Here is a 26674-nt window from a genome sequence, read left to right on the forward strand (position 1 = left end):
TTCAGGTCGGCAGACGTTCCAGGAGGTTCTTATTTTTATGTATGGATCACCGCTTACTGCTCATGCTCGCAAAGTGCTTTTATTAGGTTCCGGAGAACTCGGAAAAGAAGTGATAGTGGAGGCGCAACGTCTCGGCGTAGAAACCATTGCCGTTGACCGTTACGATCAAGCGCCGGCAATGCAAGTGGCGCATCGCAGCTATACAGTAGATATGTTGGACGGAGCTGCTATTCGTGGCATTATTGAACGGGAGCGCCCGGATTATATCGTGCCGGAAATCGAGGCGATTGCGACCGAAACGCTGCTGGAGCTAGAGGCGGAAGGTTATAATGTCATTCCGACCGCAAGGGCGGCGCGTCTGACGATGGACCGGGAAGGCATTCGACGTTTAGCGGCTGAGACGCTTGGACTTCCGACCGCGCCTTACCAGTTTGCTGACTCTTTCCAAGAGCTTAAGGAAGCGGCGGAACAACTGGGCTATCCATGCGTCATTAAACCGATTATGAGCTCCTCAGGCAAAGGGCAAAGCGTCTGCCGTTCCGAGTCGGAGCTTGAGGGTTGTTGGAATTACGCGATGGAAGGCGGCCGCGCCAAAAAGCAGCGTATTATTGTGGAAGGCTTTGTTACTTTTGAATCGGAAATTACGCTGCTAACGGTTCGTTCCGTTTCCGGCACAAGTTTCTGTGCTCCAATCGGTCACGTTCAGAAGGATGGAGATTATATTGAGTCTTGGCAGCCGCATGAGATGACAGAGGAGCAAATTAGGCAAGCGGAAGCGATTGCTCTGCAAATAACGGACGAACTGGGCGGTTTCGGCATTTATGGCGTAGAGCTGTTTATTACGCCGGAAGGCGTATTGTTCAGCGAAGTTTCGCCAAGACCTCATGATACAGGGATGGTGACGATGGCGACTCAGGACTTGTCGGAATTCGCTCTTCATATAAGAGCGATACTAGGCTTTCCGATTCCGGGCATTCGTTTGCTAACTCCGGGCGCATCGCATACACTAAAAGCCGACCGCAATTCGCAATCTTTCCGTATTGGCGGATTAGAACAAGCTTTGTCCGTTCCGAATACAGCGGTTCGCGTGTTCGGCAAGCCCGAGACCAAGCCAGGCAGACGGATGGCTGTGGCGCTTAGCTCCGCGGCCGACGCGGAATCCGCCAGAGCGCTTGCAAGAACGGCCGCAGAATCGCTTTATATTGAATATGACAACGAGTAGGTGCAAAACATGGCAAAAAAATCAAAGGGCGGCGCTCCCAAAAGGCCTCAGCAGCAGACAGAAGCTGTTGAACAAGGTGCAACGCTGAAAGAGCGTCTAGGCGCGGATATATTAAGCAAGCTCAAAGCACAGGCCGAGCAGCTTAAGGCTGAGGAAAACGATAAGAAGGAGCTTCAGAAGAAACAAGCGGATGAAGCGAAAAAGCTGGAGCAGAAGCAAAAGGAAAACGACTTTTCCTATTTGCTCGACAACAGCGATTCAAATTGGAGCAAATACAAATAAACAACGATGGGGCATCCGTTAACGGGATGCCTTTCTTTTTTAACATGAATTGCAAGGAAAGGCCATATCATTAACACGATATCATTTGTTTGATCGAAATATGAAAGCGGATTGGCTGCGATGATTCCCCCTCTCGGCAGGAAATAGGAAGGAGGCGAATGCAGAATGCAAATTACAGTTCGCCCCGGCGATACTCTTTGGGGCTACAGTATTCTCTTCGGGGTTCCTTTTCCATTAATTGCGGACTCCAATCCGGGCATTAATGCGAACACTTTGACCGTAGGGCAACAGATGCAAATTCCCGGATATGTATGGGCGGATTATACGGTCAAAGCGGGCGACAGCGTTTGGAGAATTGCCAAAGCAAACGGAATATCCCCGGATCTTTTGATTCGAAGCAATCCGGGCTTGCAGCTCCATTCCTTGCAAATCGGAGCCAATATCCGCGTACCGCAGCGAATCGAGACGCTCGTTGTCCAAACGGACCGTATATACGGTTATAAAGCTTTGCAGGAGGATTTGGAGCGTTTGCTCGGCATCTATCCTTTTTTGCAAAGGCGGTCGATCGGAAATTCGGTGATGGGCAAAGCCATTCCTGAAATCCGGATTGGCCGCGGCCCCGGAATCGTCCATTTTAATGCTGCGATCCACGCCAATGAATGGATAACCGCGCCGCTGCTCGTCCGCTTTATGAATGAATATGCCCTCGCTTTAACGAATAGCCTTGATTTAAAAGGCGAGCCCTCCTATCCGCTTTATTTTGATGCGGTTTTATCGATTGTGCCTATGCTGAACCCGGACGGTGTCGAGCTTGTGGCAGAGGGTCTCCCTAGGGAAGAGCCTTATCGGCAAAATGTACTGGATATCAATGACGGGAGCACCGATTTTAACGGATGGAAAGCGAACATTCGCGGGGTCGACTTGAACAAGCAATTTCCGGCTTTATGGGAAAGGGATGCGGTTAATGGACCTCAGGAGCCGTCTCCGCGAGATTATTCCGGATCGGCGCCCTTAACGGAACCTGAAGTTCAGGCGCTTGCAAAGCTTACGCGAGAAAGCAGCTTTTTGCGGGTGCTTGCCTTTCATACGCAAGGCGAAGTTATTTTTTGGGGATTTGAAGGGTTGGAGCCTCCGGAATCGGAGAATCTGGCCAATGAGCTATCGAACGCAAGCGGCTACCGGGCGGTACGCTATGTCGATAGCACGGCGGGATACAAAGATTGGTTTATTCAGAATTGGAGACGCCCCGGCTTTACGGTAGAGTTTGGTCTCGGCGTTAATCCGCTTCCGCTCGGCCAATTGAATGACATGTATGAAGCGGCATTAAGCATCATTTTGACAGCTATATCTAAATAAGCCAAGGAGGGGGAGCGCTGAGCGCTCTCTTTTTTTTCGTTTTGGGCATAAGCGAAGACGGAAATGCAAACCATGGTAACAACTGACACTTGCTTAATAACGACCACATTCCCAAGAGGAGCGATATCTCTATGAAACAGCGGTCGATATGGCCTTTGCTCGCTGCGGCCTCGCTTTTGGCTTCCTTAACGCTTATTGCCGGCTTTGGACTAGTGGTAAAAGAGATGTGGCTGCCCAGTTCAACCGCGAGTGGCGAAACGGTTAAATCTCCACCGTCAACGACTAAAGCGACTCCGCTTGAAGAGGCGAATGAAATCCGCATTGTCGCTTTAGGCGATTCATTGACAAAAGGAACGGGGGATTCAAGTGGCAAAGGTTACGTAACGAGACTTGCGGAGGGGCTGAACAAAAGAGCGGACAAGCCCGCAAAAGTATTGAACAATCTGGCAGTTGGAGGCATGCGGGCAAGCGAGCTCAGCGAAAGGTTGGCGAAGGATAACGGTTACCGTATGGCGGTCGAGGAAGCAAATCTGATTGTGTTCACGATAGGCGGCAACGACTTGTTTATGTCTGCACGAGCGAAAATGGGGAAGCGCGAGCTAAAGGCGGTAAGCGTTGAAGAGCTGACGGTAGATATGGATGTTGCACTGGACCGGTTTCGAGGAGTGGTTCGGCTGTTGCATGAGCTCAATCCTGCGGCGACGATTGTTTATATGGGATTGTACAACCCTTTTTACGATATCGAAGGGTTAAGGGACATTAGCTTAAAGATACAAGTTTGGAACAAGGAAGCTTATGAGACGCTTCATGCTTACCCGAACATGTTAATGGTGCCTACCTTTGATTTATTTGAGGGCAAAATCGGCGATTATTTGTCTTCGGATCATTTTCATCCCGGCGATGTGGGGTACGAACGGATAGCTTCCCGGATGCTGGAATCTTTGAAATAGCATGGAATGGAGGATCGATTTTCATGAATGAGACGGTTTTGAACGTTAGTGACCTAAGCAAAAGCATACGCGGAAAAATGATTGTAGAAAACATCAATTTTCGTATTCAAGAGGGAGAAATCGTCGGATTTCTCGGCCCGAACGGCGCTGGGAAAACAACGACGATCCGAATGCTGGTCGATCTTATTAAGCCTTCCTCCGGCGAGGTAAACATTTGCGGTTATTCCGTTGCGAAGCGGCCGGAGCAAGCTTTGCGGCATGTCGGGTGTATCGTGGAAAATCCGGAAATGTACAGCTACATGACGGGATGGCAAAATCTAGAGCATTTTGCTAGAATGCTGGACGGAATCGGGCATAACCGGCTGAAAGAAGTTGCAAGCATCGTTCAGCTCGACGATCGAATTCATGACAAAGTCAAGACGTATTCGCTCGGAATGCGGCAGCGGCTCGGCATCGCACAAGCTTTGCTTGGTCGGCCCAAACTCCTCATTTTGGATGAGCCAACCAATGGGCTTGACCCAAAAGGAATCAAAGAGCTGCGGGCTTTCGTGCGGAAGCTGGCGGACGATGGACTGAGTCTGCTCGTTTCAAGCCATTTGCTCAGTGAAATTCAGTGGCTTTGCGACCGGGTTGTCATTATTGACGGCGGCAAAATAGTGGCGGAAGGACATGTGGAGCAATTGATCCATCATGCGAGAAGCTATGTCCATTGGCGTCTTGCGCCGTTGGAAGCGGGCAGAGACATGCTGCGCTCTGATCCCATGATACGGGTAGAAGAGCAAGTGCCCGGCAACGGGGCTTTAGAGGGGATCATAGCTGCTGTTATGGCGGATGAGCATATTCCGAACGTGGTTGAACGGCTTGTACGGGGCGGCATCCAGGTATTGTCCGTTTGCAGATCGGAGCCAACGCTTGAGGATCTGTTTCTTGCGCTTACGGAGGGGGAAAGCACTTGGGCAAATTAGGAGCGCTTATTCAAAATGAAACAATGAAATTGTGGCTGAAGCGGCGTTTTTTAGTCATTGTTCTTATTTTATTTGTCCTTATTCCTGTCTTTACCTATGCGGAGCTGAAGCTGGCTAGAAATAACGCCGAACATTTTTCCGATTGGCGAAATCAGACGTTGCAGCAAATTGCGGATTTGGAAAACACTCTGGCAAGTGATAGAATTCCGGAGGAATGGAAGCGAAGCAGACGTATTGCGGTTAAACAGCTTCAATATTATTTGGATCATGACGTGAACCCGCATGCGCCGAGCGGAGTTCAATTTACGCGGCATTTTCTCGGAAATGCGACTTCCTTGCTTTTTCCTATGCTGGTGCTGGCTATCGGCTCCGATATTGTCTCCGGCGAGCGAACGGCCGGAACGATCAAAATGCTGCTCACAAGGCCGGTCAAGCGGTGGAAAATATTGCTGAGCAAGCTTTGCGCTTTAGCGTTATATGTCTCCTTGACCATTGCGGTTACGATCATATTGTGTTACCTTATATCCGGCTTTGTTTTTGGATATGGGGAATGGAGCGCACCCGTTCTCGGCGGATTTAAAATTACAGGATCGACGATAGACAGTACGGGTGTCTATGCGATGCCGCAATGGCGGTTTTTGCTTATGCAAGCGGGTCTTTGCTGGTTTTCCGCCATGACGGTGGCGACGCTTGGGTTAATGGTCAGCGTGCTGATCCGAAGCACGGCGGCAAGCATGGTTACGATGATGGCGGCTATTATAGCGGGTACGATATTATCGTCAATGTCGTCCTCATGGACAAGCGCCAAATATTTATTTTCCGTCAATTTGAAACTGACCGGTTTTTTGGAAGGAGCGCCGCCTCCAATAGAAGGAATGACGCTTCCGTTTTCCCTTGCGGTGCTTGCGATGTGGGGAATTGTGGGGGTTGGCGTTTCATTCCGCGTCTTTACGAAAGGGGATATCTTGAATTAAAATAGCTTGAAGATACGAGAAGTACGATTTTGGATTGGGGGAAGCTCATGGCTGAGCATATAGATCTATTCACAAGTACAGCGGCCGGGGACCGGAATTACGAGGCCGATGACATACAAGTGCTAGAGGGACTGACCGCCGTTCGCAAACGGCCGGGCATGTACATTGGCAGCACAAGCACCTCGGGACTGCATCATTTGGTATGGGAAATCGTCGATAACGCAGTGGACGAGCATTTGGCAAAATTTTGTTCCGCTATCGAAGTGACGCTGCACAAAAACGGCTCCATCACCGTTCATGACAACGGTCGCGGCATACCAACCGGCATGCACAAAACGGGTATTCCTACGCCGCAGGTCGTTTATACGATACTTCATGCGGGCGGAAAATTTGGCGGCGGCGGCTATAAGAAGTCCGGCGGTTTGCACGGCGTTGGCGCTTCCGTTACGAACGCGCTGTCCGAGTGGCTCGAAGTGGAAATTTTCCGCGACGGCAAAATACATAAAATGAGATTCGAATATTGGGTCGACAATGCCGGCAAAGAGCATGTCGGCGAACCTGTAACCGGACTTGAGATTACAGGCAATACGAACCGGACCGGAACGAAAGTAACGTTTAAGCCGGACGGCCGCGTTTTCCAAAACGGAACTTCGTTCAACTACGATACGCTGGCGGAGCGGCTGCAAGAAATCGCCTTTCTGAATTCAGGCTTGAAAGTGACGATTAAAGACGATCGTAGCGGCAAAGCGGATGTGTTTCATTACGAGGGCGGAGCCAGCCAATTTGTGCAATATTTGAATGAAGACAAATCGGTGCTGCATGACGTCATCCATTTTGCCGGAGAACGGGACGATATCGAAGTGGAAGTCGCGTTGCAGTACAATGACGGCTATACGGAAACGATAGCTTCTTTTGTCAATTCCATTCCGACGCGAGGCGGCGGCACGCATGAGACGGGCTTCAAAACGGCCTATACTCGGGTCATGAACGATTACGCGCGCAAAACGGCATTGCTGAAGGAAAAGGACAAAAATTTGGAGGGCAACGATCTTCGCGAAGGCATGATGTCGGTTATCAACATCAAAATGTCCGAAGTGGAATTTGTCGGCCAAACGAAAGACCAGCTCGGAAGCGCATCCGCCCGCAGTGCGGTTGATGCCGTAGTGACGGAAAAAATGCAAGTGTTTCTGGAGGAAAACCCGCAAGTGGCGCAAACGCTGCTCAAAAAGGCGATTCAAGCGTCCAGAGCACGCGAAGCGGCGCGCAAAGCGCGGGAAGAAATTCGCAGCGGCAAGAAAAAAAGCGAAAGCTCCAATCTTGGCGGCAAGCTGACGCCCGCCCAGTCGAAGGATTATGCCCGCAACGAGCTGTTTATTGTAGAGGGCGACTCCGCAGGCGGTTCGGCCAAGCAAGGCCGCGACTCCAAGCATCAGGCGATTTTGCCGCTTAAAGGGAAGCCGATGAATCCGGAGAAGGCCAAGCTCGTCGACATTTTGAAAAACGACGAATACAAGGCCATTATTTCCGCGATTGGCGCCGGAGTAGGCTCCGAGTTTGAAGCGGAAGAAAGCAATTACAACAAAATTATTATTATGACGGATGCGGATACGGACGGCGCGCATATCCAAGTGCTGCTGCTGACGTTTTTCTATCGGTATATGAAGCCGCTTATCGACAGCGGACGGATTTATATCGCTCAGCCTCCTCTATATAAAATTACGAGAAAATCGGGCAAGCTGGAAACGATGCGGTACGCTTGGACGGACGAGCAGCTGCAAAATTATTTGAAGGAATACGGAAAAGGCTACGAGCTTCAACGCTATAAGGGACTTGGCGAAATGAACCCGGATCAGCTGTGGGATACGACGATGAACCCGGAATCCCGTACGCTGCTGCAAGTTCAGATCGAGGATGCCGCCAAAGCGGAGCGCCGTGTATCCACTCTTATGGGAGATAAGGTGGATCCCCGCAAGCGCTGGATTATCGAAAATGTGGACTTTACGGAATACGAGGAATAGGGGGGAGCAAACATGAGTATGCTGGAGCAATTTCTGCCGGCGTTTCTGGAGGAGGTCGTTGGAGACCGCTTCGGACGCTATTCAAAATATATTATTCAAGACCGTGCGATCCCCGATGTCCGCGACGGACTGAAACCGGTGCAGCGCCGCATTTTGTATGCTATGTACGATGCCGGAAATACGCCGGACAAGCCGTACCGAAAGTCGGCCAAAACGGTGGGCGACGTGATGGGCAACTACCATCCCCATGGAGACTCGTCGATTTACGAAGGTATGGTGAGGATGGCACAGCCTTGGAAAATGGGGCATCCGCTCGTTGATGGCCATGGCAACTGGGGCTCTCAGGACGATGACCCGGCTGCTGCAATGCGGTATACCGAAGCGCGGTTGTCCAAAATTGCGATGGAGCTTCTAAGAGATATCGAGAAGCGGACGGTTCAATTCAAAGACAACTTTGACAATACGACAAAAGAGCCGGTTGTGCTGCCTTCACGGTATCCTAATTTGCTCGTAAATGGCGTCAGCGGCATTTCGTCCGGATTTGCGACAGAAATACCGCCGCATAATTTGCGCGAAGTGGTGGACGCCTGTATCGCCTATATGGCGAAGCCCGACATGCCGCTGGAAGAGTTGATGACGATTGTAAAAGGACCGGATTTCCCGACGGGCGGTCTCATCATGGGCGAAGAAGGGATTCGCGAAGCTTATTCAACGGGCAAAGGCCGCATTCATATCCGCTCCAAAACGTCTATCGAGGATATGCGCGGCGGCAAACAGCAAATCGTCATTACGGAAATTCCGTACCAAGTAGTGAAATCGAGACTAGTGACGGCGATGGAGACGATTCGTCTTGAGAAAAAAGTAGAAGGCATTGCGGAAGTGCGGGACGAGAGCGGTCGCGCGGGCCTCAGAATCGTCATCGAGCTCAAAAAGGATGCCGATGCAAACGGTATTTTGGCTTACTTGTTGAAAAAGACGGATTTGCAAGTGACCTATAACTTTAATATGGTCGCTATCGTCAACAAGGCGCCGCAGCAGCTTGGACTGATTCCAATGCTTGCCGCATATATCGATCACCAAAAAGAAGTGGTGACCCACCGGACGAAATATGAGCTGGAAAAAGCCGAAGACCGGGCTCATGTTGTAGAGGGTCTAGTGAAGGCGCTAAACATTTTGGACGACGTCATTGCAGCGATCAAAGCTTCCAAAAATCGTGGCGATGCCCAAAACAATTTAATGGCCAAATTTGCGTTTACGGAGCGTCAAGCGGACGCTATTCTTACTTTGCAGCTTTACCGGCTTACGAATTTGGAAATTACGTCGCTGGAGAAAGAATGGAAAGAAACGCAAAAGCGGATTGCCTACTTGCGCTCCATTCTAGAAAGCGAAAAGAAGCTGATCGGCGTCATTAAAGATGAAATGACGGAAATTCGCGATCAATACGGAATTGATCGCAGATCCGATATTCAAGGCGAAGTTGAGGAACTGAAGGTCAATCTGGAGGTGCTTGTTACTCCGGAGGATGTTCTGGTTACACTCAGCCAAGACGGTTACGTTAAGCGGACGAGCATGCTTTCGTTTACCCGTTCGGGAGGCGAGGTGGAAAGCGCCGGCGTAAAAGAAGGAGATATTGTCCGCGAGCTGCTACAGGTCAATACCATTGACAACTTGCTGCTCTTCACTAAAAAAGGACAATATTATTTGCTGCCTGTCCATCAAATTCCGGAGTTCAAGTGGAAAGATACGGGAACGGCTATTGTCAATATTGTCCCTCTGCCAAAGGACGATGCCATCGTAAGCGTCATTCCGATCAAAGATTTGCAGGAGTCGGGCTTGTCGCTTGTGTTTGTAACGAGGCGGGGACAAGTCAAACGGACTGAGCTGAAGGAATACGCCACCACGCGTTCGACTGCCGTTGCGGCTTGCAAAGTGGCGGATGGAGACGAAGTCATCAATGTCACGGTAAGCGACGGGTTCAAACATATTTTGCTTGTCTCCAAAAACGGAATGAGCATTCGTTTTACGGAATCCGAAGTGAATGCAATGGGAAGAGTGGCCGCCGGCGTAAGAGGCATGCAATTGAAGGACGACGATGAGTTGGTAGCGGCCTTATGGGTGGCCGATGACGAAGGGGAAGTGCTCGTCATCTCGGAAATCGGCTATGCGAAACGTTCGCTCCTGCTTGACTATCCGATTCAAGGGCGCGGCGGGCGCGGCGTACAAACGTTTGAGTTCAAAGAAGGAAAGCGTGTGCGCTCCAACGGGGAACGGCTTGTTGCGGCTTATTACTGCCGAAAGCCGATCGAGATCGTGGCGCTCACATCGGGCGGCTCCAAACTGGTTTGCGACTCCGAAAAAGCTCCAATCGACGAGCGCAAATCGGTAGGCAAAGGACTTTTTTCCGTCGAAAAAAATGAATCGATCATCGCTTCTTTTATTCGCAGCGTCCCAGACCTCAATCAAAAGGCTGATTAGGCGGATCAAAACGTTCAATTAGCTCAATCAAAGCATCCAGCATGACCCACAATGGCACGAGCTCATCCGGGCGATCAAGCCATTGCGGGTCTTTTAATATGCCATACATTCGGATACGTTTAATGGTTTCCGCTTTTTTCACGTCCATGGGATCACTCTCCTTCAGTCATTGGCGACGGCAACATTCATCAAGCGCATAGTATGGGCTGACGCCTCATTATATGTCTATTGCTGTCAAACGGTTCAGGATAATAGCGATTAATCGCGCAAACTATTAATTCCGTTAATCTTTTATTCGACATTAGCAATTGTTATAATATTCATATAGTAGCGAAATTGGATAGGAAGCGGGTGGAGGGTTTGATTTCTGAAGATTTTACTCGATTGTGGACAAAGCTGTCGCGCGAGTGGAAGATGAACTTGGAGCAATCGCTTGCTCCATTAACAGAAGGACAACTGAATGTGCTAGAATTGCTGCTGGAATCCCAGACGATGAAGCCCTCTGATCTCATTCAGCATTTATCAACGACGCCAGCTGCAATTACGACGCTGCTGGATCGGATGGAGCGAAACGAGCTGATCGCCCGAACAAGAGACGATCAGGACCGAAGAATTGTGTGGATTACCGTTTCGGATAAGGGGAAATCGGAAACGGAGAGAGGCAGAACGATTCGCAGTCAATTGATCGAGCAATCGCTAGACCGCATTTCTTCCCACAATCAACAGCTTCTTGTATATTTGCTGGGCAAGGTAGCTAACGCTTAAATGTGAAACGGCCGCACGTCTCTTACAGAGACGGCGGCCGTTTCTTGCTGCTAGAGTTCTATTTCATAGAATCCAGTCGCGTGACAAGCATGTCGTAATCGTTTTGCATCGTTTCGTAGTCGCCCGCCTTCAGCAATTTATCATTTTTGGCGGCGAGCGTTTCTTTGATCGGCAATATCCGGTAGCGGAATGAGCGATCCGGCTTGTAACGGTGAACCCAAGTCGGGATCGCTTCCACCTCGGTCACCGTTGCCGTTCCCGCGGTGCTGTTTTTGCGGATGCCCACTTTAAAAATAACGCCGTAATCTTTGGAGTCGCCACGTTGATTTGAAATAAAATTGCCCATTGAATAAATGATCAATGACCGTTTAACCTCTCCGTTCGCATCCGTCGTTTCGATGACCTCGTAAGGCTGAACGACATGGGGATGTGAGCCGGCAATAATGTCCGCTCCGGCTGCGACGAGCGATCTGGCCAGCTTTTTTTGCTCTTCGCTTGGCTCTGTCTGATATTCGTTACCAAAATGAAGCGAGACAGATACGAGATCGGCACCGGATTGTTTTAATGTCTGGATATCGGCTATTATTTTGACTTCGTCTATCATATTGACTAAATAAGGTTTTCCCTCGGGAATAGGAATGCCGTTTGTCCCGTAAGTGTAAGCGAGAAATCCCATTTTAATCCCGTTTTTTTCCACAATGACGGGTTTAGCCGCTTCTTCCTGAGAGGCCGCTGTGCCAACGGCTTGAAGCCCCAGTCCTTTTAAATGATCGAGTGTTTTGAGCAGCCCTTGTTCTCTTTTATCAAGCGAATGATTGTTTGCTGTGGAGAGAAGATTGAAACCGGCGTCTTTCAGCGCTTCCGCAAGCTCAATCGGAGCATTGAAGGTAGGGTAGCCGGTATAGCCAAAGTCGGGGCCTGCGATTGGCGTCTCCAAATTGGCCATTATCCAGTCGCCGCCAGAGAGTACTGGCTTTACATGTTCAAAATACGGCTTAAAATTGTACGTTTTTGTTTGGGCATCGTATGCGCCCGGTAGCTGGGGGGAATGGCTCATAATATCGCCAACGCCAATCCAAACCGCTTCCGTATAAACCGGCTCAGCCGGAGTCGGCTCCGGCGTTGGCGTTGCTGAAGCGATGGCCGTTTCGGTTGAGCTGTTTTTTGCTCCGAGTCCCGTTGAGCTTTGCCCATTGCCGCCGGATTCCCCGCCGAAAAGAGGCTGAATCCACAAATAAGCCAGTCCGACAGTAAGCAGACTTAGCACAGTAAAGGCGGTAATCCATGTTTTTTTGCGTCGCATAGCGGCCGTTCGTCCTCTCGTAGTCTGTCAGGCAAGCAATTAGGAAGCTTAATCTAACCGCCTTGCCTGACAGAGTGCATTAGGTAAAATGTTTCGAAGCTGCCTCAAGGTCATCGGCTGGCCACCAAGTCCACGGGGCTGCGCCTCCTGGAACAGAGCGGAAAACGAGAGTCTCTTTCGAAACAGGGTGAGAAAGGGATACAGATGTCGACCATAAAGCGATATCCGAAATTCCGGTTAGCTTGGCAGCGCCATATTTTAAATCCGCAACAAGCGGATGTCCGATATGAGCCATCTGTGCCCGAATTTGATGCGGCCTTCCTGTATGAAGCTGAACGGCGACAAGGCTGTAACGATCCATTGCAGCCGCAACCGAAAACGTTAAAATCGCTTCTTTAGCATCGTCAGTAGGGCGATCAAACACCGTTACTTGATTCCTTTTGTTATCTTTGCGGATATAGTGCGTCAAACGGGCGCTTTGCCTCGCTGGAACCCCTTGTACAACGCAGAGATAGGTTTTACCGAAGCTGCGGCTGCGGATCGCCTCAGACAGCCTGGAGGCGGCTTTCGACGTTTTGGCAAACAGCATAGCGCCTCCAACTGGCCGATCCAGCCGATGTACCAATCCAAGAAACACATTGCCTGGTTTGTTATGGCGCTCTTTCAAATCGGCTTTCAACAAAGTCAGCATATCTGCATCGCCGGTTTCATCCTCTTGAGAAGGAATGCCGGGCGGTTTGACAACGGCAAGCAAATGATTGTCCTCATACAAAATGTCGATCGACATTACTCCGACTCCCAGCGGCCGAGAATGCCGCAAGGAAGGTGAAGCCCCGATTTCGTAATCGGCAGTCCGATTTCTCCGCAATGAATGTTTCCGCCGTATTTTGGCTTCATCGCCATATGCAGCAGGTTGTGGAGAACGGTAGGCGACAGTCCGGTTGTGTAAGAGTTGATTAGCATAAACAGCGGATTGTCAGATAGTATTGTCGTGCAGGTTTGCAAAAACGGATACAAGTTTTCTTCCAGCTTCCAAGTTTCTCCGTTAGGCCCGCGTCCATAGGACGGAGGGTCCATAATGATTGCATCGTATTGGCGGCCGCGCCGCTGCTCGCGCTGCACAAATTTGAACACATCGTCGGTAATGTAGCGGATAGGCGCCGATTCGAGACCAGACAGCTGGGCGTTTTCTTTGGCCCATTGGACCATTCCTTTAGCTGCATCGACATGGCATACCTCTGCGCCGGCTGCAGCCGCGGCTACCGTTGCGCCGCCAGAGTAAGCAAATAGGTTCAGCACGCGAATAGGACGTCCTGCGGAGCGGATTTTGTCCATCATCCAGCTCCAGTTGACCGCTTGCTCCGGAAATAGGCCCGTATGCTTGAAATTGGTCGGTTTAATGTGGAAAGACAGCTCCCCATAGGAGATCGTCCATCTCTCTGGCAAGTTAGGAGAAAACTCCCATTGCCCGCCGCCGGACGTACTGCGATGATAGTAGCCATCCGGTTTTTTCCATTCTTTTGTTTCGCTTGTGATAGGCCAAATAATTTGTGGATCGGGACGTCTTAATGTATAGGCCCCCCAACGTTCAAGCTTATCCCCCTCGCCCGTGTCTATTACTTCGTAATCGGTCCATTTATCTGCCAAATACATCATTCAAACTCCTTTTGCGACATCAGTCTTGTCATGAAATAATATCATCGCTTATTATAACGAAGCGAGGAAAACTAAGCAATGAAACTTGTATATAATAAAGAAGGGAAAATGCTAAATGATGCATATTGAATGTGAATGCGGCAACCGCACCCCATTATTTGCGACTGGCGACCGTGATGAGCATGGAAGAGAATTTATTGAGTTTGAGGACGAAGACCGCTTTACGTTTCAAATAGGGGAGGGCAACGTTGTGTTTCGTTGTTCCTTTTGCGGGTATCGATACAAACTGCAGCAATATGATTCGTCCATTTGACATTGATAATCGTTATCGATAAAATGGAAAGGAATGGACAACGGTAAAGGAGTGGAATCGTATTGCTTATCCAACTTAGAACTATAGTCGTGGAACCGGGTTACGCGGAGCAACTGGCGGAAAGTTTCAGAGAGCCGGGCCACATCGATACAATGCCAGGATTAATTGACCGTACCGTTATGATTAGCCGCGGCAAAGGCGAGTCTGAGGAAGTGATTTCCATGATCAGATGGGAGTCGGAAGACGCATGGAAAAATTGGGAGAAGGACCCTGTGCATCTAGCTGGACATCGGGAGAAGCGCACTGAGGAACCGCCAAGCTATATCATTACCTCCTCGGTTAACATGTACAATGCTCAAAAAGTAGTCCCTGCTGCGGGAGTAATTGCCTAATAAAGGGGAAAAAGGACTGATGAAGCGGACGTTTCCGCTTCACCAGTCCTTTTTTTTTTAATACCCGTAATACTTGTCCCATATTTTTTTGGATTCTGTCCAGCAATCGTCGTCGTCATCATCATCGTCATCGTCGTCGTCCCAATCATCGTCATCATCATCGTCGTCATCGTCCCACCAGTCGTCATCGTCGAACCAGTCGTCCCACCATTTGTCTTTTTTCTTCCCGCCCTTTTTATCGTCCTTGTCTTTATTGCCACCTTTTGTCGAGCTGGAACTTTTGCTGTCGTCGTGCTTGTCCTTGTCCCCCTTGTTGGACGAGAATCCGAGAAAAGAGAAGACGGAGGAAAAAAATCCTTTGTTCTTCTGTTCCTCATATCCCGAATAGCTGGAAGCGAACGCAGATGCAGGAAAAGCCATGAGAGCAAGGAGTACGGTTAATAGTAAGACCCTTTTTGTCCTCTTCATTTGGATTCACTCCTGAATGTGCAATATAAAGAACTTAGTAGTTCTTTATAGAGAATTTTACCTTAATATGTAGGTGTTGTAAACCAAAATTTTGTCAAAAAAGGCCTATTTTTAGTCCTTAGGACGTAGGTTTAATAAATAAAAACAAGCCAGCACCGATTTGGAATCGAGGCTGGCTTGTTGGTGAGTAGGAGATAAGAGTTAAACGTAAGTGATCTTATTAAGGAATAACTTTCCAAACGTCAGCGCCAGCAGTTGTGCCTGGAGCTTGGTTTTGAGTCCACCATTTAGCTTCATAGTTTACGCCGTTATGCGTTACTTTGGCACCGCCAAGGTAAGCAGTGGTAGCGTTCCAAGCAGGGTATGTCGTTGTGTTGGAAGCTGTAGTAACGGTCAGCGCATTGCTTGCTGCGGATACGTTGCCTGCAGCGTCGATCGCTTTAATCGTGAATGTATAAGCTGTGTTTGCAGTTAGTCCAGTCACTGTGTAGGCCAGCGTGTTGGCCGGTACTGTAGTGACCAAAGTCGTTCCGCGGAATACTTGGTAGCCAGTTACCGCTACGTTGTCAGTCGAAGCGCTCCACATTAATGGAACGGAAGTTTGAGTAATCGTTCCCATGTAGTGCAGGCCTGCAGGTGCAGTTGGAGCTACAGTGTCAGGACCAACTACAACAGCCGTTGTGAAGGATACAGCGTTGCTGGCTGCGGACAGGTTGCCTGCAGCATCAATTGCTTTTACCGTAATGTTGTAAGCTGTATTGGATACCAGTCCTGTCAGGTTAACCGTAGTTGCGCCGCTAGTTACAGCGATTTGGTTAGCGCCGTTGTAGATACGGTAGCCAGTTACGCCTACGTTATCCGTGGAAGCGTTCCAGGAAACAGTAGCTGTAGTCGTGCCAATGTTCGAAACCGCAGCACTGGATGGAGCTGTTGGTGCTGTTGGGTCAGTGGATGGTCCCAATTGAACGTCGATTGTATTGTAGAATGCGTTTACAGTATTGTCGACATCCCATACAGCCAGGATAACATGGTAGCCTGTGCGGTCAGTTGGAACGTTGCAAGTGTGGGAATAAGACATTGGAGGCTGAGCGCCACCGTAGTTTACAGTACAGAAAGGAGTGGACTCGAACTGAGCGCGAGTAAGCGGTTGGTTCGGGTTCCAGTTGGACTTTGTGATGTAGTAGTGGAACTTTGTGGAAGCGTGGTTAGCTGTAAACTTCCATGTAAACGTTTGCGTACCGCCGGACAATGCTACTTTGCTCCAGCGTGTGCTAGTTTGCTCGTCAAGTTTAGGGAAGATGCCGCCAGCGCTTGCAATTTTGCCGTCGGCAGGACCAGCTGCCGGATAGCCTTTAAGCGTTTCCAAGCTTTGTGGCTCGTACACAACCGCGCCGCAATCTGTATTTACGCCTTGTTTACAAAGAATCGATCTGCTTGCAGGAGATTCTACGTAACCGTGAGCGGAAGCTCTGTCGGCCATAATAGTCATAATAGCTATCAATACTAACATAAATCCTGCTGCTACTAGTGCTTTAACCATAATTTGACGCGGGTTCTGAAGCAATGTCATAAATAAATAACCTCCTAAAATGTAGTGGTAAATTCATGATAACGCTTACTTGTCCGAAAATTGAAAAAACGTACGCCGTGTTCTCCTTTCTGACGGGATAGATGCTGCAGCTAGTCAAACGTAAGTTTCGCGGTAATGCGGAAAAAACGGCCTCCTTCCATGAGAAATCAAATTTATATAAACTCAATTGAGCCTATACACGAGGGTCGAAAAACGTAAGTTTTTGTAGGGGCAATGATGTAAGTGAGAAAAGAGTGCTGTCGAAAGACTGGATATGGAGTAGGTGAAAATCGAATAAAGGCGAGTGATGAAACGAGTATGTCATGTTAATTGCCATTAACACATGTTGTGGATGTGTTTAGTATAGAGGAAGTTGATATGGCTGTGGAGGGGGAATTATTTTATTAATTGAAATTTATCCCTCTAAATAACATTTATAACAAATGTGAACATGATAGATTATTTTTATCGAAAGTAACTATTGACAGAAAATAAACCCCTCAAAAACAAATAAAAAAGGCCAGTTACGGCCTTTTTTCCACCCTGTAAAAAAAATTTGGCGATGCGATTGTATCGGAATAGCTTTTATGATAAATAGGCGTCGTGGCGGGGGAGAGCGGGGGGACTAGCCAAGACCAGCGGCCTGTCGCATTCCGTCCCTCGGCTTCTTCATTTTTTTCAAACCGCATAAACTGCTGGGCGGCCGTATGATGATCAACTATCGTGACGCCTCTTTCTTTAAACGAATGCAACACAGCGATATTTAGCTCAACTAGCGCTCTATCCTTCCAAAGCGACGATGCTTTGGACGTATCGAGCTCCATTAAGCGGGCAATTTGCGGGAGCATATTGTAGCGCTGCTCGTCCGCCAAATTTCTGGCCCCAATCTCAGTTCCCATGTACCAGCCGTTAAAAGGCGCGGCGGAGTAATGGACCCCGCCAATCTCCAGACGCATATCCGAAACAAAGGGAACCGCATACCATTGCAACCCGAGATCACGGATGCCCGGAATGTCGGGATGGGAGATCGGGACCTCCAAAATGAGTTCAGGCGGAATAGGGAACCATTCGGGATGCCCGTCTTTTATGCTGATTACAAGCGGCAGCACATCAAACGGCGTTCCGCCCCCTTGCCAGCCAAGCTTTTGGCAGAAGTCCGTAAAGGAAACGGAATGGGGATCGCCTACAACTCCGCCGTCAGCGGTATTATATCCTGCATATCGAACAAGCTGATGGTTCCAAATGCATGGCCCTGTAAAATCGTCTTTGGAATCGGCTTGTGGAAAAATGGTCATGACAGGACGGATTTTGCCGTCGTTTGTGGCCAATTTAATATGTTCAAACAAAGCTTCCGCCATCGCCGTAGTCGTGTGGACATGCCTGGCGTCAAGGACGGACAGACTTTCCCAAAACAGCCGCCCTATACAGCGATTGCTGTTGCGCCAAGCGAGCTTTGCGCCATGCTGCAATTCTTCCGCCGTGTGTGTGTAAGTTGCTGTAGCCGCTATTTCTGCTTCTATATCTAATAATCGCATTTGAATGTCATAGTCGGTTTTTCCTAATTCCGTATAGGCTAGTTGAATGAAATTTGCTGCTTCCTCGAGCAGCAGCGGCTTATCCACAGTGTTCATATGAAATCGTCTCCAGAAAGAAGTAGTTGTTGGCCTTATTATAGCAAGAGAGCGACTTCTTCAATCCTGCAAGTTGTGAACAATCTATGTAGCGTAGAGTGATGCAACGCCACAAGCGGCAAGCCGCTCACTGCAGCGTAGTTTTTTTCATTCCGAGAAAAGTCCATTCTCCGTCGCCGTTTTGCTTAAAAGGGTATTCCAGTTGATAAAGAGTGTGGTGAAATCGAGTAGCCGTGATCGGATAAAACGGATTTACTTCGCGATCGTTCCAAATAAAAAACTTCTCGCCATTTTGTTGGGCCACTTCCGCCTTGCAGCCGTACCCTTCATATATTCCTGCGAGCTGTTCATATTCATCATCCGACATTGGATGGACTTGTGGAAAAACCGGTATCTCCACCGCTTCACCCGACAAAAGACCCCCCTAGCGCATCGGCAATTTTGGTAACTGGGATGTAGTCGTAATTCGTCAACAGGATAATCGTCGCATTCTCTTCAGGGAACCGGTGCAACTCGCTGCGATAGCCCCGATATGCGCCCCCATGAAAGATTCTTTTTTTCCCGAATTTGCTGTCCTGAAACCAGCCAAGACCGTAGCCTTCCGTCTCCAGATCCAGCCAATAGGAAAGCTTGTCGGCCGCAAGCAGTTGTCCCGTATAAAACGATTGATCCCATTTCAACAAATCTTGGGCAGTGGAATACATGCCGCCGGCGGCGGAGACGGTGCTCATCTCGACAAATTCACATGGCCTAGGCTCCCCTCCTGAAGCTTGATAAGGAGAAGCGAGCCCAGTAATGACCGTTTTTCCGTCGTTTACGCCAGTATCCTTCATCTCAAGCGGATCTAGAATTCGACGCTGAACAAATTGGTGGAACGGTTCGCCGGAAACCATTTCAATAATTTTACCAAGTAAGTAATAACCCGTGTTGTTGTAAGAAAAGGCTGTTCCGGGGGAGAAGTGAAGCGGCTTGTCGTCGAGCAATTGTAGCCACTTGTCCGGCGCCAGCGTCCACTTGTTCCACATGCTGTTAAATTCCGGGAGGCTAGTAAAATTGGGCATTCCCGAAGTATGCTGCATGAGCTGCCTGATCGTTATAGGCTCGTATCGTTTAAACGATGGGATATAATCGCTGAGGTGGTCATCGAGCCGCAAACGCTTGTTTTCCTCCAGCAGTGCTAATGACATAGCGGTGAACGATTTTGTAATCGACCAGATGCCAAATTTCGTTGAAGGACGGTTAGCAATCGCATGCTCTAGGTTGGCATAGCCCAAACTTTTTTCAAATACGATTTCGCCGTTTTGTGCGATTAACACATTTCCGCTGAGTGGCCAGTTTTGCTCATATTGATCCAAGTAAGCAATGGCTCTCTCTATAGTTGCATTCATGTTGAATCCCTCCTTGAACACTTAGTTTAACACATTGTGGTGCGGGTGAAAGGTTGGACTACCCCTTTTAGAAGCGGAATTTGACAAAAAACCGTCCAGACGGTATAGTAAATAAAAAAACCGTCCAGACGGTATAGTAAAGGAGTGAAAACATTGGATTCAAAAGCGAACGCAACTCGTAAAATGATCTTTAAAGCAGCTATAAAACTGCTTACGGACGGCAACATTCAATCGTTGACGCTGGAAGCCGCAGCCAAAGAAGCGGGGGTGAGCAAAGGAGGACTTCTGTATCACTTTGCGAACAAAGAGGAACTGCTTCAAGAGTTGGCGCTTCACATATTTGATGACTTTTCGGAAATGTTTTACCGCTTTGCAAATGACGATTCGATAGAGAAAGGGAAATGGTGCCGTGCCTATATTCGAGCTTCGGATTACGATCTTAAAAACAATGGATTGCTTGATATAAGTCTTATGTCTGCGGCGCTTACCAGTTCGGCATTTGTGACGACAATGTCTCAAAGCTGCCAGCAGATGTTTGAAAAAATGTTAGATGACGGACTGGACGCCACAACGGCAAGCATCATCCGGCTGACGATTGACGGATTTTATTACGGGCTGCACTATAACATTCCGCCTTTGCAGGATGCGGTGAGGGAAGAAGTTATTGGACGTTTAATGAAAATGACGGAATAGGAGATTGCATATGAACCCTTATTTTATGCTGGCATTTGCCATTGTAAGTGAAGTATTCGGGAGTACGATGCTGAAGCTGTCGAAAGGATTTACGAAGAAGCTGCCGGCAATCGGCGTGCTGATTGGTATGGGAACGGCGTTTTACCTCATGTCGCAAACTCTTCAAACGTTGCCGCTTGGAACGGTGTACGCGATCTGGTCCGGTGCCGGTACGGCGCTTACCGCTACTATAGGAATCGTAGTATGGAAGGAACATCTAGATTGGAAAAAAGCGCTAGGGCTTGTTTGTATTATTGCCGGGGTAGTCGTGATGAAGCTTGCATCTGACGGCTCTCATTAAAGGAGGATTCAACTATGAATAAAGGATATCTTGCTTTGTCCGTGTCGATTGCGTCCGAAGTTTTTGGGACAACGATGTTAAAGCTTTCGGAGGGGTTTACGAACCTCGTTCCCTCGCTAGGCGTTGTGGTTGGGTTTGTCATTGCCTTTTATTTTTTATCGATTTCGTTAAAGTCGGTACCTTTAAGTTTGGCCTATGCCATTTGGTCCGGTGTTGGAACGGCTTTGACCGCACTAATCGGCATTTTGGTATGGAGCGAGCCTTTTGATGCGACTACGCTAATGGGTCTTGTGCTTATTATTGGCGGTGTGACACTCTTGAATATTTCTAATGGGAAGGGAGAGCAAGGGGCTGAAAAGGCGAGTTCCGCCGTATAAAAAAACCCGCCATATAAGCGGGTCCCTTTGTTTAAACTCGTATATCGAGACTGTGGCCTAGGTTTGGGTTCAAGTTAGCGGTATCCATTAGCTTCACCAAATTTTGACCTTGCTGCTCTGCTTGCGACTTAGCCATACTCAAAACCTGGATTCCGACGGACTGGGATAGCGATACCTGGCTTAAAGATGTCGATAGTGCTGCTATATCCAATAAAATCACCTCCTTGCTATAAATATCGGCGGCGGGTTATCATTAATGAATGCAAATCAACAAGACGGGAGAGAGAAGAGCATGAGACCGCAAATTACCGTAATTACGATTATGACGGACGATGTCGCTCATTTGACGGCGTTTTATAGAGATGTTCTAGGATTTGAACCGCTCGTCGAATCGGAAACTTATACAGAGTTCAAAAACGAGGGCGTGCGGTTTTCGATCTGTGCAAGAAGTGTGATGTTTGAGCAAACAGACGGACATTCTTCCTACCATACACCTTTCCGCGGACAAGCTCTTGAATTGTGTTTTCCATGCGACTCCCCTGAAGAGGTAGCAGCCACATATGAGCGAATCGTCCTAGCCGGTGCCACTCCAATCAAAGGGCCATCACTCATGACGTGGGGGCATACGACCGCTTTTTTTGCAGATCCAGAAGGGCATATTCATTCTATTTATTCAGAATAGCAAATGGGGCCGTCTATAGGCATTGGACATTCTGGTTGCTATGTAATAGTAAACATATACATAGAAAGGTTTATTTGGCTGTTTGCTCATGCATGCGGCTTTTTTTTGTTAGAAAAGAGGCTTTTTATAGGTTGACTCTGTTCCTAGGTACAGACTTTAAGATAGGGTTTAAGGAGGTCAAGTTGATGGGGTTAACGATTAGTCAAGTCGCGGCTGGAGCCCAAGTGCCAATAGAGACCGTTCGCTATTATGAAAAAAGAGGGCTCATCGAAAAGCCGCCGCGCAGCGATGCCGGCTATCGCATGTTCCCGAGGTCGGCCGTTCATGATATCCGTTTCATTAAAGAAGCGCAAACGATCGGTTTTACACTCGCGGAAATTAAACAGTTGCTCGCTTTGTACAAAATGGAAGACCCGCTGCCGGCGGAAGAAATGAAACGTTATGCTCTGGCTAAAATCGCCGTTATCGAAGAACAAATGATTCGGCTTGCAGCATTTAAAGCGTTGCTTGAGCAAGTGTCTGGGCAGCCCAATAATAGCCAGCCGGTTGCTAAATCGGAATGCCCCATTATACAAAGGTGCATAGGGGAGGAGGAGGAAAGATGGGAGCCATTATAGAGGTGTTTGTGGATGGAAGCCTAGAAAGTAATGAACTTATCCATAAAGTACGGAAAATTGCTTGCCATAAATGTAAAATCGTCGTGTATGATCGGAACAGGACGGAGGATTCCGAATTTGCACAAAGGTTGAAGGAGCGCGGTATTGAACTCATTCCATCAGTCACACTAAACGGAAAGGTTGTCCCGATAGAAAAATTGAAGCTTTGAATGATATATTCCAAATAATGATGATGAAAAAAAATTATGCAATAGACCGCGAAATGCGGTCTTTTTTTATTGTCGCTGAGTATCTGTCGTTAAGCTCCGAGCTTATTTAAGAATAGGCTTTGGCAAGGAAAGCCATATTAACCTGAAAGTGCATGTCCACTCGCTGCAAGGCGAAGGGCAAAGGTTGGAGGGGTTATAGTGGATTCAGTGGGTTGGAGTCGCGGGTTAACGGAAATGACTCTGGCGTTTCATATTTTATTTGCGACGGTAGGGGTCGGCATACCTATCTTTATTTCAATTGCGGAATGGATCGGGATCAGAAAAAAAGACCCTCATTACACGCTGATGGCGCGCCGCTGGACTCGCGGTTATGTCATTACAGTGGCGGTAGGTGTAGTGACGGGAACTTGCATCGGTCTCCAGCTTAGCTTGCTGTGGCCTGAATTTATGCATTTTGCGGGCAACGTCATCAGTTTGCCGTTATTTTTGGAGACGTTCGCTTTCTTTTTTGAAGCGATCTTTTTGGGAATCTATTTGTATACGTGGAATCGGTTCTCCAATCCTTATTTGCACTGGCTGCTCACTTTGCCTATCGTTCTTGGGGCATCGGCCTCTGCGTTGTTTATTACGATGGTGAACGCTTTTATGAATACTCCACAAGGCTTTACGCTTGAAAATGGCGTGCTTACGCATCTTGACCCGCTTGCGGCGATGTTTAATCCCGCCACTCCGTCCAAAGCGGGGCATGTGCTGTCATCCGCCTATTTGACAGCGGCCTTCGTACTGGCAATGATAGCGGCATTCTCCATGCTGCGCGGACGCAAAAACGAATACAATCAAAAGGCGATTCGTCTCACCATGATTTCCGGATTGATCATGGCGGCGGCAACGATTGGGATAGGCGATCTTTCTGCAAAGTTTCTGGCCGAAGTCCAGCCCGAGAAGCTGGCGGCAGCGGAGTGGCACTTTGAGACCGGGAGTCGGGCGCCTCTTATTCTTGGGGGACGCATCGACCCCGAAACACTCGAAATTAAGCGCGCTATCGAAATTCCATGGGTGCTGAGCATTCTGGCTACGAACGACCCGGATGGCACCGTCATTGGCTTAAACGAGTTTCCGAAAGAGGACTGGCCGCCGCTGTATGTCCATTATTTGTTCGACGCCATGGCAGGCATCGGGTTTTATTTGCTTGCGGTTCCCATTTTTTTCCTTCTTTTTAGCTGGGTTAAAAAGTGGAACGCATACAACAAGTGGATTCTTGCGGCCATTGTGGCGGGCGGTCCATTTTCATTAATGGCGATTGAACTGGGCTGGTTTTATGCGGAGGTTGGCAGGCAGCCGTGGATTTTGAGGGGCTATATGAGGGTGTCCGAGGCGGCGACGACGAACCCCAACGTTCAGTTCACCTTCTGGCTATTTGCCGCTTTATACTTGTTGCTTGGCATCGTCTGTCTGCTTGTGCTTAGCCGATTGTTCCGCAACAAGCCGGCGGAAATGGAGCTTGAAGAGAGACGCATCATTTTATAGGAGGGCTCGGCCATGTCGCTAGAACAAATCGGGATTGCCGTCTTATGGACGTTTCTATACGGTTACTTGATCGTCGCTTCCATCGATTTCGGGGCTGGGTTTTATGCGTATTACGGCAAAGTGATCGGAATTGAAACGGTGATCGGGCCGGTCATCTCCAGATATTTGTCGCCTGTATGGGAAGTGACGAACGTATTTCTCGTCTTCTTTTTTGTCGGCATCGTCGGCTTTTTTCCGGAGACGGCTTATTATTACGGGACTGCACTGCTAATCCCCGGCAGTATCGCGCTTGTATTGCTTGCCATTCGCGGTTCCTTCTACGCATTTTCCAATTACGGAGCACGAAAAAGCCATCTTTATTTGCTTGCCTATGGAGCAACGGGACTGCTTATTCCAGCGGCGCTGTCCACCGTATTTACTATTTCGGAAGGCGGCTTTTTGTCCGTGAGCGGCAAAACGATTACCCTCCACATGGACGAGCTGTTTTTCAGCACCTACTCCTGGGCGGTCGTTCTTTTGGCTATTTCCAGCGTACTGTTTATCAGCTCGACTTTTCTCGCTTATTACGCCGCTCATGCCAAAGACCAAAGAGCGCTGGAATGGCTTCGGTCGTTTGCGCTTTGGGGAGGTGTTCCAACGATTATTTCGAGCCTGTTTGTTTTTATCGCTCTTCGCAATCACAATTTGGAGCATTTCGAAAACACGCTCGACTTATGGTGGATGTTCGGGCTGTCGCTTCTTAGTTTTGTCATCGCCGTCTGGCTCATTTGGAAAAAACGGAACTACGGAACGGCGTTTATTTTCGTCATGCTGCAGTTTGCGTTTGCTTTTTTCGGGTACGGCAGCTCGCACTTGCCCTATTTGCTGTACCCCTACTTGACGTTGTCCGGCAGCATTACGAACCCAGTGATGGGGAGGACGCTTGTCGTGACGTTTGTAGCGGGGCTTGTGCTGCTTGTTCCGGCCCTATATTTGCTGCTTCGCCTATTTTTGTTTAATGCCAAATATGTAAGGGGAGAAGCGTCGTGAACCGGTTTGACCGCCACGATTTGTGGCTGATGAGACTTTGCTTTGCAATTGGCGTGATTATGCTGCTGTCGGCTGTTAGATACATTCTATAGTGTGAAAATAAAAAAATGTAACAAAACACCTCCGTTATTTGTCATAGAGACAAAAATAGGAGGTGTTTTATTATGCAAACAGAAAAAACAACGTATGACGCCGTTGTCATTGGCGGCGGTTTGGCGGGTCTTACAGCCGCTATCTATATCGCTAATGCAGGTTTATCTGTGTTGCTAGCCGAAAAGGCGAGTCGTCTAGGCGGCAGGGCTATGACGGCTAAGAAGCAAGGCGCTTATCTTAATTTGGGCGTTCATGCCTTTTATCAAGGCGGGAAAGGCGAAGAAGTTTTGAAGGAGCTTGGAGTGGAGCTAAAAGGGGGCAATCCTTCAGCCCATGCGGTTGCCGTATGGAATGATAAGGTGTTTCCGCTGCCTGCCAGCCCGGTTCAACTTCTGAGCTCTCGCCTATTATCATTATCGGGAAAGGTAGAGTTGGCGAAGTTTATGGGGCAGCTTGGCAAGCTCGATACAGCCAAACTGAGCGGAATATCGTTGCGGGAATGGGCGGAGCAAGAAATTCGCGATCCGATGATTCGGCATATCGTCTATTCGCTTTGCCGGACCAACACGTTTGTGCCGCATCCTGAGCTACAAGTAGCCGCTTCAGCTGTCAGGCAGTTGCAGAGGACGTTTGGCGGAAAAGCGTTTTATATGGAGAAGGGGTGGTCCACTTTAGTGGACGATTTGCGGGAGGAGTCGGAGCGGGCCGGTGTAACAATCGCAACGGGATGTTCTGCCATTGAGCTTGCTTCGGAAGGGAGCCTCTTTTCTATTCGTTTTGCAGATGGAGAGCAGATAAAGGCTTCGAGCGTTGTTGTCGCAACACCGCTCGCAGACGCAAGCAAGCTTGTTAAAGAAGGGGCCCGAATTGCAAAATGGAGGGCTGAAGCGCATCCCATAAAAGCGGCCTGCCTTGATCTCGTACTGCGCCGTCTGCCGAATCCCAAATCAACTTTTATAGCCGGATTTTGGCTTGACGCGCCGATCTTTTACAACAACCCGACTTCCGTTGCAAAATATAACGACGACAGCAGTTCAATCGTTATCCATATGACGAAACAGCTCGGGGAAAATCCAAGCGATCCTAAAGAAGATGAACGGCAATTGGAACGGGCGCTGGATGTAGTCCAGCCGGGGTGGCGCAAACAAGAAGTCGCCCGTCAGTTTCTCCCGAGCATAATGGTCGCCAGCGATTTTGGCTCAATTGACAAGCGGGGCGGCCATGCCGGACCGGAAATTCCGGACATCCCGGGACTTTATGCAGCAGGGGATTGGTGCGGCCGCGGAGAAGAAACATTGGCAGACGCTGTGCTTGCCAGCGCAAAAAGAGCCGCAGACGCCGTCATAGCCCAATTTCAAACTCAGAAACGGAATGGTTAA

Annotated in this window: 30 protein-coding genes; 20 read left to right on the forward strand and 10 right to left on the reverse strand. The window is 48.8% G+C overall.

Annotated elements, in window-relative coordinates:
- Positions 1 to 37 precede the first annotated feature (37 nt).
- From purT to gyrA, 8 genes are all read left to right on the forward strand, one after another.
- Positions 38 to 1222 carry a formate-dependent phosphoribosylglycinamide formyltransferase gene (gene purT / locus ACFQZE_RS03100; RefSeq protein WP_379353550.1) on the forward strand — a complete coding sequence of 395 codons (1185 nt, stop codon included), beginning with the start codon at positions 38 to 40 and terminating at the stop codon, positions 1220 to 1222.
- A 9-nt stretch (positions 1223 to 1231) separates the two neighbouring features.
- The gene (locus ACFQZE_RS03105; protein WP_379353552.1) at positions 1232 to 1504 is read left to right on the forward strand and encodes a YqkE family protein; all 273 of its coding nucleotides are present in this window, start codon (positions 1232 to 1234) and stop codon (positions 1502 to 1504) included.
- A gap of 165 nt (positions 1505 to 1669) precedes the next feature.
- Positions 1670 to 2860 (forward strand): M14 family zinc carboxypeptidase, encoded by a 1191-nt coding sequence (locus tag ACFQZE_RS03110; RefSeq protein ID WP_379353554.1) that lies wholly within the window; start codon positions 1670 to 1672, stop codon positions 2858 to 2860.
- A 131-nt stretch (positions 2861 to 2991) separates the two neighbouring features.
- Positions 2992 to 3810 carry a GDSL-type esterase/lipase family protein gene (locus ACFQZE_RS03115; protein WP_379353556.1) on the forward strand — a complete coding sequence of 273 codons (819 nt, stop codon included), beginning with the start codon at positions 2992 to 2994 and terminating at the stop codon, positions 3808 to 3810.
- Between the two features lie 23 nt (positions 3811 to 3833).
- Positions 3834 to 4775, forward strand: a complete 942-nt coding sequence (locus tag ACFQZE_RS03120) for an ABC transporter ATP-binding protein (RefSeq protein ID WP_379353558.1) — start codon at positions 3834 to 3836, stop codon at positions 4773 to 4775.
- Positions 4763 to 5749 carry an ABC transporter permease gene (locus ACFQZE_RS03125; protein WP_379353560.1) on the forward strand — a complete coding sequence of 329 codons (987 nt, stop codon included), beginning with the start codon at positions 4763 to 4765 and terminating at the stop codon, positions 5747 to 5749. Before ACFQZE_RS03120 ends, ACFQZE_RS03125 begins: the two co-directional genes overlap by 13 nt.
- A 47-nt stretch (positions 5750 to 5796) precedes the next feature.
- A complete protein-coding gene (parE, locus tag ACFQZE_RS03130; RefSeq protein WP_379353562.1) occupies positions 5797 to 7767 on the forward strand; it encodes a DNA topoisomerase IV subunit B in 1971 nt (656 codons plus the stop codon).
- Positions 7768 to 7779: 12 nt separating this feature from the next.
- Complete coding sequence (gyrA, locus tag ACFQZE_RS03135) at positions 7780 to 10242, forward strand: DNA gyrase subunit A (protein ID WP_379353564.1); 2463 nt, start codon at positions 7780 to 7782, stop codon at positions 10240 to 10242.
- Here gyrA and ACFQZE_RS03140 read toward each other — a convergent pair.
- Positions 10223 to 10390, reverse strand: coding sequence for a hypothetical protein (locus tag ACFQZE_RS03140; protein WP_379353566.1), 168 nt, complete (start codon positions 10388 to 10390; stop codon positions 10223 to 10225). The two genes, gyrA and ACFQZE_RS03140, sit on opposite strands and share 20 nt — an antisense overlap.
- Positions 10391 to 10602: 212 nt before the next feature.
- On the opposite strand from ACFQZE_RS03140, the gene ACFQZE_RS03145 reads away from it, so the two are divergent.
- Positions 10603 to 11007, forward strand: coding sequence for a MarR family winged helix-turn-helix transcriptional regulator (locus ACFQZE_RS03145; protein ID WP_379355477.1), 405 nt, complete (start codon positions 10603 to 10605; stop codon positions 11005 to 11007).
- Positions 11008 to 11065: 58 nt separating this feature from the next.
- Here the strand turns inward: ACFQZE_RS03145 and ACFQZE_RS03150 are convergent, their stop codons facing one another.
- The 3 genes from ACFQZE_RS03150 to ACFQZE_RS03160 all read right to left on the reverse strand — a co-directional run bounded on the left by ACFQZE_RS03150 (position 11066) and on the right by ACFQZE_RS03160 (position 13963).
- Positions 11066 to 12310: a CapA family protein gene (locus ACFQZE_RS03150; protein ID WP_379353568.1), complete on the reverse strand. Its 1245-nt coding sequence runs from the start codon at positions 12308 to 12310 to the stop codon at positions 11066 to 11068.
- Positions 12311 to 12389: 79 nt separating this feature from the next.
- Entirely contained in the window at positions 12390 to 13097 is a 708-nt protein-coding gene (locus ACFQZE_RS03155; RefSeq protein ID WP_379353570.1) for an RluA family pseudouridine synthase, read from the reverse strand.
- Entirely contained in the window at positions 13097 to 13963 is an 867-nt protein-coding gene (locus tag ACFQZE_RS03160) for a class I SAM-dependent methyltransferase (protein WP_379355479.1), read from the reverse strand. The genes ACFQZE_RS03155 and ACFQZE_RS03160 overlap by 1 nt, the downstream gene beginning before the upstream one ends.
- A 118-nt stretch (positions 13964 to 14081) precedes the next feature.
- Between ACFQZE_RS03160 and ACFQZE_RS03165 the strand changes: the two genes are divergently transcribed.
- Together ACFQZE_RS03165 and ACFQZE_RS03170 are read left to right on the forward strand one after the other, a co-directional pair.
- On the forward strand, positions 14082 to 14279 hold the full coding sequence (locus tag ACFQZE_RS03165; RefSeq protein WP_379353572.1) for a hypothetical protein: 198 nt from the start codon (positions 14082 to 14084) through the stop codon (positions 14277 to 14279).
- A 62-nt stretch (positions 14280 to 14341) separates the two neighbouring features.
- On the forward strand, positions 14342 to 14671 hold the full coding sequence (locus ACFQZE_RS03170) for an antibiotic biosynthesis monooxygenase family protein (protein WP_379353574.1): 330 nt from the start codon (positions 14342 to 14344) through the stop codon (positions 14669 to 14671).
- Positions 14672 to 14728: 57 nt separating this feature from the next.
- On the opposite strand, the gene ACFQZE_RS03175 is transcribed toward ACFQZE_RS03170, so the two are convergent.
- From ACFQZE_RS03175 to ACFQZE_RS03195, 5 genes are all read right to left on the reverse strand, one after another.
- A complete protein-coding gene (locus tag ACFQZE_RS03175; protein WP_379353576.1) occupies positions 14729 to 15139 on the reverse strand; it encodes a hypothetical protein in 411 nt (136 codons plus the stop codon).
- 220 nt (positions 15140 to 15359) lie between these two features.
- Positions 15360 to 16709: a lytic polysaccharide monooxygenase gene (locus tag ACFQZE_RS03180; protein WP_379353578.1), complete on the reverse strand. Its 1350-nt coding sequence runs from the start codon at positions 16707 to 16709 to the stop codon at positions 15360 to 15362.
- A 524-nt stretch (positions 16710 to 17233) separates the two neighbouring features.
- Positions 17234 to 18340, reverse strand: a complete 1107-nt coding sequence (locus ACFQZE_RS03185) for a nitric oxide synthase oxygenase (RefSeq protein WP_379353580.1) — start codon at positions 18338 to 18340, stop codon at positions 17234 to 17236.
- Positions 18341 to 18467: 127 nt separating this feature from the next.
- A complete protein-coding gene (locus tag ACFQZE_RS03190) occupies positions 18468 to 18755 on the reverse strand; it encodes a hypothetical protein (RefSeq protein ID WP_379353582.1) in 288 nt (95 codons plus the stop codon).
- On the reverse strand, positions 18745 to 19728 hold the full coding sequence (locus ACFQZE_RS03195; RefSeq protein ID WP_379353584.1) for a serine hydrolase domain-containing protein: 984 nt from the start codon (positions 19726 to 19728) through the stop codon (positions 18745 to 18747). The genes ACFQZE_RS03190 and ACFQZE_RS03195 overlap by 11 nt, the downstream gene beginning before the upstream one ends.
- Positions 19729 to 19881: 153 nt before the next feature.
- On the opposite strand from ACFQZE_RS03195, the gene ACFQZE_RS03200 reads away from it, so the two are divergent.
- Genes ACFQZE_RS03200 through ACFQZE_RS03210 form a run of 3 tightly spaced genes read left to right on the forward strand, consistent with a single transcriptional unit; the run spans position 19882 to position 21138 of the window.
- Entirely contained in the window at positions 19882 to 20421 is a 540-nt protein-coding gene (locus ACFQZE_RS03200; protein ID WP_379353586.1) for a TetR/AcrR family transcriptional regulator, read from the forward strand.
- 10 nt (positions 20422 to 20431) lie between these two features.
- Entirely contained in the window at positions 20432 to 20761 is a 330-nt protein-coding gene (locus ACFQZE_RS03205) for a DMT family transporter (RefSeq protein ID WP_379353588.1), read from the forward strand.
- Between the two features lie 14 nt (positions 20762 to 20775).
- A complete protein-coding gene (locus tag ACFQZE_RS03210) occupies positions 20776 to 21138 on the forward strand; it encodes a DMT family transporter (protein WP_379353590.1) in 363 nt (120 codons plus the stop codon).
- 31 nt (positions 21139 to 21169) lie between these two features.
- On the opposite strand, the gene ACFQZE_RS03215 is transcribed toward ACFQZE_RS03210, so the two are convergent.
- The gene (locus ACFQZE_RS03215; RefSeq protein ID WP_379353592.1) at positions 21170 to 21349 is read right to left on the reverse strand and encodes a YjfB family protein; all 180 of its coding nucleotides are present in this window, start codon (positions 21347 to 21349) and stop codon (positions 21170 to 21172) included.
- 45 nt (positions 21350 to 21394) lie between these two features.
- Between ACFQZE_RS03215 and ACFQZE_RS03220 the strand changes: the two genes are divergently transcribed.
- From ACFQZE_RS03220 to ACFQZE_RS03245, 6 genes are all read left to right on the forward strand, one after another.
- Positions 21395 to 21820, forward strand: a complete 426-nt coding sequence (locus ACFQZE_RS03220; RefSeq protein ID WP_379353594.1) for a VOC family protein — start codon at positions 21395 to 21397, stop codon at positions 21818 to 21820.
- 185 nt (positions 21821 to 22005) lie between these two features.
- The gene (locus ACFQZE_RS03225) at positions 22006 to 22437 is read left to right on the forward strand and encodes a MerR family transcriptional regulator (RefSeq protein ID WP_379353596.1); all 432 of its coding nucleotides are present in this window, start codon (positions 22006 to 22008) and stop codon (positions 22435 to 22437) included.
- Positions 22422 to 22646 carry a hypothetical protein gene (locus ACFQZE_RS03230; protein WP_379353598.1) on the forward strand — a complete coding sequence of 75 codons (225 nt, stop codon included), beginning with the start codon at positions 22422 to 22424 and terminating at the stop codon, positions 22644 to 22646. The genes ACFQZE_RS03225 and ACFQZE_RS03230 overlap by 16 nt, the downstream gene beginning before the upstream one ends.
- A 198-nt stretch (positions 22647 to 22844) precedes the next feature.
- Complete coding sequence (locus ACFQZE_RS03235; RefSeq protein WP_379353601.1) at positions 22845 to 24173, forward strand: cytochrome ubiquinol oxidase subunit I; 1329 nt, start codon at positions 22845 to 22847, stop codon at positions 24171 to 24173.
- Positions 24174 to 24185: 12 nt separating this feature from the next.
- Positions 24186 to 25202 (forward strand): cytochrome d ubiquinol oxidase subunit II, encoded by a 1017-nt coding sequence (locus ACFQZE_RS03240; protein WP_379353603.1) that lies wholly within the window; start codon positions 24186 to 24188, stop codon positions 25200 to 25202.
- Positions 25203 to 25366: 164 nt separating this feature from the next.
- Positions 25367 to 26674 carry a phytoene desaturase family protein gene (locus ACFQZE_RS03245; RefSeq protein ID WP_379353605.1) on the forward strand — a complete coding sequence of 436 codons (1308 nt, stop codon included), beginning with the start codon at positions 25367 to 25369 and terminating at the stop codon, positions 26672 to 26674.

Source organism: Paenibacillus sp. GCM10027627 (assembly GCF_042675505.1).
Lineage (GTDB): Bacteria > Bacillota > Bacilli > Paenibacillales > Paenibacillaceae > Pristimantibacillus.

Coding starts and splice junctions, on each gene's coding strand:
- ACFQZE_RS03165 (WP_379353572.1), top strand. CDS start 14,082: ATGATGCATATTGAATGTGAATGCGGCAACCGCACCCCATTATTTGCG.
- ACFQZE_RS03140 (WP_379353566.1), bottom strand. CDS start 10,390: ATGGACGTGAAAAAAGCGGAAACCATTAAACGTATCCGAATGTATGGC.
- parE (WP_379353562.1), top strand. CDS start 5,797: ATGGCTGAGCATATAGATCTATTCACAAGTACAGCGGCCGGGGACCGG.
- gyrA (WP_379353564.1), top strand. CDS start 7,780: ATGAGTATGCTGGAGCAATTTCTGCCGGCGTTTCTGGAGGAGGTCGTT.
- ACFQZE_RS03180 (WP_379353578.1), bottom strand. CDS start 16,709: ATGACATTGCTTCAGAACCCGCGTCAAATTATGGTTAAAGCACTAGTA.
- ACFQZE_RS03205 (WP_379353588.1), top strand. CDS start 20,432: ATGAACCCTTATTTTATGCTGGCATTTGCCATTGTAAGTGAAGTATTC.
- ACFQZE_RS03245 (WP_379353605.1), top strand. CDS start 25,367: ATGCAAACAGAAAAAACAACGTATGACGCCGTTGTCATTGGCGGCGGT.
- ACFQZE_RS03185 (WP_379353580.1), bottom strand. CDS start 18,340: ATGAACACTGTGGATAAGCCGCTGCTGCTCGAGGAAGCAGCAAATTTC.
- ACFQZE_RS03120 (WP_379353558.1), top strand. CDS start 3,834: ATGAATGAGACGGTTTTGAACGTTAGTGACCTAAGCAAAAGCATACGC.
- ACFQZE_RS03110 (WP_379353554.1), top strand. CDS start 1,670: ATGCAAATTACAGTTCGCCCCGGCGATACTCTTTGGGGCTACAGTATT.
- ACFQZE_RS03240 (WP_379353603.1), top strand. CDS start 24,186: ATGTCGCTAGAACAAATCGGGATTGCCGTCTTATGGACGTTTCTATAC.
- ACFQZE_RS03105 (WP_379353552.1), top strand. CDS start 1,232: ATGGCAAAAAAATCAAAGGGCGGCGCTCCCAAAAGGCCTCAGCAGCAG.
- ACFQZE_RS03175 (WP_379353576.1), bottom strand. CDS start 15,139: ATGAAGAGGACAAAAAGGGTCTTACTATTAACCGTACTCCTTGCTCTC.
- ACFQZE_RS03230 (WP_379353598.1), top strand. CDS start 22,422: ATGGGAGCCATTATAGAGGTGTTTGTGGATGGAAGCCTAGAAAGTAAT.
- ACFQZE_RS03210 (WP_379353590.1), top strand. CDS start 20,776: ATGAATAAAGGATATCTTGCTTTGTCCGTGTCGATTGCGTCCGAAGTT.
- ACFQZE_RS03220 (WP_379353594.1), top strand. CDS start 21,395: ATGAATGCAAATCAACAAGACGGGAGAGAGAAGAGCATGAGACCGCAA.
- purT (WP_379353550.1), top strand. CDS start 38: ATGTATGGATCACCGCTTACTGCTCATGCTCGCAAAGTGCTTTTATTA.
- ACFQZE_RS03155 (WP_379353570.1), bottom strand. CDS start 13,097: ATGTCGATCGACATTTTGTATGAGGACAATCATTTGCTTGCCGTTGTC.
- ACFQZE_RS03115 (WP_379353556.1), top strand. CDS start 2,992: ATGAAACAGCGGTCGATATGGCCTTTGCTCGCTGCGGCCTCGCTTTTG.
- ACFQZE_RS03225 (WP_379353596.1), top strand. CDS start 22,006: ATGGGGTTAACGATTAGTCAAGTCGCGGCTGGAGCCCAAGTGCCAATA.
- ACFQZE_RS03195 (WP_379353584.1), bottom strand. CDS start 19,728: ATGAATGCAACTATAGAGAGAGCCATTGCTTACTTGGATCAATATGAG.
- ACFQZE_RS03150 (WP_379353568.1), bottom strand. CDS start 12,310: ATGCGACGCAAAAAAACATGGATTACCGCCTTTACTGTGCTAAGTCTG.
- ACFQZE_RS03160 (WP_379355479.1), bottom strand. CDS start 13,963: ATGTATTTGGCAGATAAATGGACCGATTACGAAGTAATAGACACGGGC.